General features: G+C 53.1%; 4 protein-coding genes. 3 read left to right on the forward strand and 1 reads right to left on the reverse strand.

The window, feature by feature from the left end:
- The 3 genes from ACTO5E_RS10120 to ACTO5E_RS10130 form a co-directional block, all read left to right on the forward strand.
- On the forward strand, positions 1-1,134 hold a 1,134-nt coding region (locus ACTO5E_RS10120; RefSeq protein WP_482303368.1), incomplete at its 5' end, for an MFS transporter.
- 63 nt (positions 1,135-1,197) lie between these two features.
- A complete protein-coding gene (locus ACTO5E_RS10125) occupies positions 1,198-2,145 on the forward strand; it encodes a GNAT family N-acetyltransferase (RefSeq protein WP_482303370.1) in 948 nt (315 codons plus the stop codon).
- Between the two features lie 190 nt (positions 2,146-2,335).
- Positions 2,336-3,223: an AraC family transcriptional regulator gene (locus tag ACTO5E_RS10130; protein WP_482303372.1), complete on the forward strand. Its 888-nt coding sequence runs from the start codon at positions 2,336-2,338 to the stop codon at positions 3,221-3,223.
- Between the two features lie 357 nt (positions 3,224-3,580).
- Here the strand turns inward: ACTO5E_RS10130 and sleB are convergent, their stop codons facing one another.
- The gene (gene sleB / locus ACTO5E_RS10135) at positions 3,581-4,282 is read right to left on the reverse strand and encodes a spore cortex-lytic enzyme (protein WP_482303374.1); all 702 of its coding nucleotides are present in this window, start codon (positions 4,280-4,282) and stop codon (positions 3,581-3,583) included.
- Positions 4,283-4,895 lie beyond the last annotated feature (613 nt).

Genomic DNA, 4,895 nt, shown 5'->3' on the forward strand with positions numbered 1-4,895 from the left:
TGGGCCTTTGGCTGCTATCAGACCGTCTATCTCCAAAGCGTAGGGTTTTCGGCCTCCACCCTTGGACTGCTCAACGCCATCTCCTCGGCGGTGGGCATTGCCTCTGTCACCTTCTGGGGCATGGTCAGCGACCGCACCGGCTCTCTGCGCAGGGTGCTGACTATGGTGCTGGCAGGCGGCGCTCTGCTTTATGCCGGAATACCCCTGATTCCCACCAGCCTGAAGCTCTCGCACCTGCTGCTGCTGTGCCTGGTGCCGGCAATCAACTTCTTCCGCGCCTCCATGTCCCCCTATGCGGAGAATCTTTTGGTGCGCAACTGTAATGAGCTGAGGCTGAACTTTGGCGCGCTGCGGAGCATGGGCTCTTTTCTGTTCACTGTGGGCAGCCTGATTATTGCCGCCTGGCTGCCCAGCCTGGGAGTGGCCAACACCTTTTGGGTGACAGGGCTGTTTATGATCATCCCCATTGCGTTTACTCAGCTTGCCCGGGAGCCCAACGCCCTGCCTGTCCGGCGTGAGGGAGGGAAAAAGGAGAAGGGCTCTCTGGCTTTGGGCGAGCTTTTTCAGAACCGGGCCTACATGGTTTTTCTGGGCTTTGGGTTTCTGTTCTACATTGCAGCGGCCTGCGAGGGAAATTTCATTACCTACTTTATGGAGAGCATTGGGGTGAGCGCGGAGCGCTACGGAGTGATTCTGGCCTACCGGGCCCTGCTGGAGATTCCCTTTTTGCTGTTGATGGTCCGGCTGCGCAAGCGGTTTTCTCTGAAGCTCATGATTATGGGCTCTGCGGTGCTTATGGCGGTAGAGGGCCTAGGCTTTGGTTTTTTTGCCAATTCCCTGCCCACCATGCTGCTGTTCTGCACCTTTTTCGGGCTGGGGAACGGGCTGTTTCTGGGCTCCTCCCTCAACTATGTGTATGAGCTGGCCCCTGCCAGCCTGAAAGCCAGCGCCCAGGCCTTTTTTACCTCAGTGGCTTCGGTGGCGGGCATTTTGGGCAACCTGCTGGGAGGCGTGCTGTTTGACGCCATTGGGGCCAAGCCCTTTTACCTCACTGTCAGCGGGCTTTACCTGCTGAGCTTTGGGGTGTTCGCCCTTTCCTCCATAAACCGGAAGAAAGCCGAAGGACAGGCTTGAACACTCGGTCAGCGTTCTGTGAAAAAATAGGATGATATCTGCCTTTGATTCAGGGAGAAATAGATGGATATTTTGAACTTTGAAAAAGAGCATGTCAAGGAAGCAATGAAAATCGCCCTTGCAAACTACAATGATGAGCGACAGTATGGAAAAGACCTGCCAGAAGTGTGTGATCTTCCTGATTTAACCGGTTTCGCTGAAAACGGTTTGGGCGTTGCCGCGTTTGAAAAGGAACAGATGATAGGCTTTTTATGCTGCTGCGCGCCCTTTGACAATGTGTTTCGCGCCACGGATGTGAGAGGAGTTTTTTCTCCCATGGGCGCTAACGGGGCCGTAGGAGAAAACCGCTCAAAAATTTATGCGGCCATGTATCAGGCGGCAGGGGAAAAGTGGGTAAAGGCCGGGGCAGTTTCCCACGCGATCTGCCTGTATGCCCATGACGAAGAGCTTCACACGCAGTTTTTTCGTTATGGTTTTGGTTTGCGCTGTTTAGACGCTGTTCGCCCAATGGAGCAGATAGACTGCGGACCCTGTGCAGGCTATGATTTTGCCGAGTTGGAGGAATGTCACCCAATTTATCCCCTTCATCTGGCATTGTATCGACACTATTGTGAAAGTCCGTTCTTCATGAACCGCAGGCCCGAAACGCAGGAGGAGCTGACGGCCTCCTTCGTGCAGGAGGAAGAACGCTATTTTGTGGCAAAGCAGAAGGGAAAAATATGCGCCTTTTTGAAAATCTCCGCCTTTGGCGAGACCTTTGTGGCAGCGGGCAGTACATACCGGCATATCACAGGCGCATACTGCCTGCCGGAGCACAGGGGCAAGGGGCTGTATCAAAATTTACTGAATTATGCTATTTCTGTGTTGAAAGGAGAAGGCTATACCCAGCTTGGAGTGGACTTTGAAAGCTTCAATCCAACCGCCTGGGGATTCTGGCTGAAATATTTCCAAGCTTACACCAACAGCGTTGTACGAAGAATTGACGAGCGGATCACAGAGTTGAAAGCATAAAAACACTTTACTGTTACTGTTTTTTCCGTGGTGGGGAGAAATGGATTGGTACTTCTGTCTGACGCTGTGTCACAAAAAACCATGCGAGAAAAGGCAGTCCTGGGGCCGAAATGGACAAAAGAGAACAGCCAAAGACAGGAAGTCCCGCAAAAAAGATGCTATAATGACATCACGTCAGGAGGTGAAGGGAATGGATTGGTTGAGCAGCCTGCGGGGGGCTATCGACTATATGGAGGAGCATATGCAGGAGCCTATAGGGCCCGAGGAGGTAGCCAGGGCAGTGCATCTGTCCCAGTTCTACCTGCAAAAGGGGTTTCAGATTATCACCGGCTGCAGCCTGGGTGAGTATATGCGAAACCGCCGCCTGTATCTGGCCGCGTTGGATCTGCTGGCAGGAGAGGAGAAGATAATTGACACAGCCTACAAATATTGCTACCAGACCCCGGAAAGCTTTGCAAAGGCTTTTGCCAGATTTCACGGCTTTCCCCCTTCCCGAATCAAAAGGGAACACCTGTCCATTCGCCCATACCTGCCGTTTAAAATCAAAATAACAATACAGGGAGGAAAAAACGTGGATTACATCATTGAAAAAATGGACAGCTTTAAGGTCATCGGTTTTCAGCAGGAGATCCCTATGGAGAGAGGCTATGAGCTGTGCCCCAGGTTCTGGGACAAGGTGGAGGAGGACTATATGGGGGCCCTCTGCCGGGGAAAAAAAGCGGAGAATGCTGTGGAGCGGGCTGTGAAGGAGTGCTGCATCGGCCTGTTTGGCGTGTGCCTGGATGACGAGAAAAACCCGGGAGCCTTCACCTATATGATTGCCGGACACTATGACGGCCGTCCGGTGCCGGATGGGCTGGCAGTCAAGGAGATCCCTGCCGCGACCTGGGCCAAGTTCCGGGCCCAGGGGCCGCTGCCGGGCTCGCTGCAAACCCTCAACTCCCAGATTTTCCAGGAGTGGCTGCCGGGCAATGAGCAGTATGAGCTGGCGTTCCCTGTCAATGTGGAGGTGTACCCCAGCAGCGAGATGGGTCCGGATTATGAGTGCTTCATCTGGCTGCCAGTCGTAGAGAAGTAGAGTAAAGATTCAGGGGCAGTAAAGGCTTCTCTGATCATCGGCAGGAGGGAGGAGCCCTGGCTTCACCCCGCCTGAGGACTGGGAGAAGCGATGTGTAGCCCCCAATAGTCAAGAATAGGAAAAGGAGCTCCCCACCAGAAAGCGGCGGGAGCTCCTTTTTTGTCACCTAAGACATGTGGCGTGAGGCAAAGCCTGTCTTCTGTCAGAAAGGAAAGAAGTGAAGAGGGAGCACAGGAGGAAGAATGTCACTGACAACCGCTTTGACCCGGCCAGTCGAAAACCAGACTGCCGTTAGACAAAAGCGGCTGTCATCCATGCTCTGTCTTCATTCTATCCAGAAATAGAAATTGCCGATGGCTAAATAGCAAAGTTGTGGGCGCCAATGACAGCCACCACCTGCCGGGACCAAATCCACTTATTGGTGGTCTTGGCGGGATTGTAATAGTAGATTGCCCCGCCGGTGGGGTCGCTGCCATTGATGGACTCCCGGGCGGCTGTGTAGGCAGAGTCCGCCACCGGCGCGTTGATCCCGCCGTCGTAGAGACAGGAAAAGGCCCCCTGCTGGTAAATGACTCCGGAAAGAGTGTTGGGGAAGGAGGGGTGAGCGATGCGGTTCATAATCACCGCGCCCACCGCCACCTGGCCCTGATAGGGCTCGCCCCGGGCCTCGGCAGAGATAATCTTGGCCAGCAGCTGCAGGTCGCTCTCCGAGAAGCCGCCATAGCCGCCGCCTCCCGAGCCGCCGCCGGCGGTAAGGCCAAGAGCTTCCAGAGTCTTGGGGCCAACGATGCCGTCGTCAGAAAGGCCCCTGTCCCGCTGAAAAGCAATGACCGCATTTTTTGTGCGGGTACCGTAAATACCGTCGGCAGCGCCCGGCTCATAGCCCAGCTCCTGCAAACGCTGCTGAATCTGGGTTACCTCACTGCCGGTAGAGCCGTATTTTGACAGAGCCCGAGCGCCGCCGCTGTCCAGCAGCATGACAATAATCAGAATGTTGACCAGGCAGACAACCGCAACACGCCAGGCAAAGAGAAGTGCTTTTTTCCGTTCCGCTCTCATGGCAAACGCCCCTTTCTCTATCCATTATATGGTGGACGAGCTGGAGTATGCCTGGGAATTCCAGGAATCGAACCCATATATTGTGAAATATATTAGAGAAAAATGCAATATATAGAACAGAAGGAAAAAGATGAAAAAAATTGAAAAAAGGTGTTGACATCTGCGGCTGCCTGTGATAATATTATTAAGCACTCAAAAGAGCCCCCAAACGCAAGCGAGGGACGACTGAAAAAAGTCGGAAAAAGTACTTGACAAATCAAACCGAGTGTGGTAAGATAGTCAGGCTGCTCGAAAGAGCCCCAAGCGAAAGCGAGGGTCGACTGAAAAAAAGTCGAAAAAGGGGCTTGACAAACGAAGCCGAGTGTGGTAAGATAGTCAAGCTGCTCGAAAGAGCTTCCCAAGCGAAAGCGGGGACGCTGAAAAAAGTCGAAAAAAGTACTTGACAAACAAAACCAAATGTGGTAAGATAGTCAAGCGCTTCAAGAGACAGAGAGCGTAGCACCAAAGGCTGGAAAGCCTGAGGAGTGGACCTTGAAAATTAAACAACGAGAAGAAGAACGACCCGTGAATTCTTTGAGAGTGAAAGCTTGAGAAGAAGGAAACAGGAACAGAA

The organism is Acutalibacter sp. (genome assembly GCF_056800975.1).

Bases quoted from the DNA above. Each gene is read 5' to 3' on its own strand.
- ACTO5E_RS10125 (WP_482303370.1), top strand. From the start codon at position 1,198: ATGGATATTTTGAACTTTGAAAAAGAGCATGTCAAGGAAGCAATGAAA.
- ACTO5E_RS10130 (WP_482303372.1), top strand. From the start codon at position 2,336: ATGGATTGGTTGAGCAGCCTGCGGGGGGCTATCGACTATATGGAGGAG.
- sleB (WP_482303374.1), bottom strand. From the start codon at position 4,282: ATGAGAGCGGAACGGAAAAAAGCACTTCTCTTTGCCTGGCGTGTTGCG.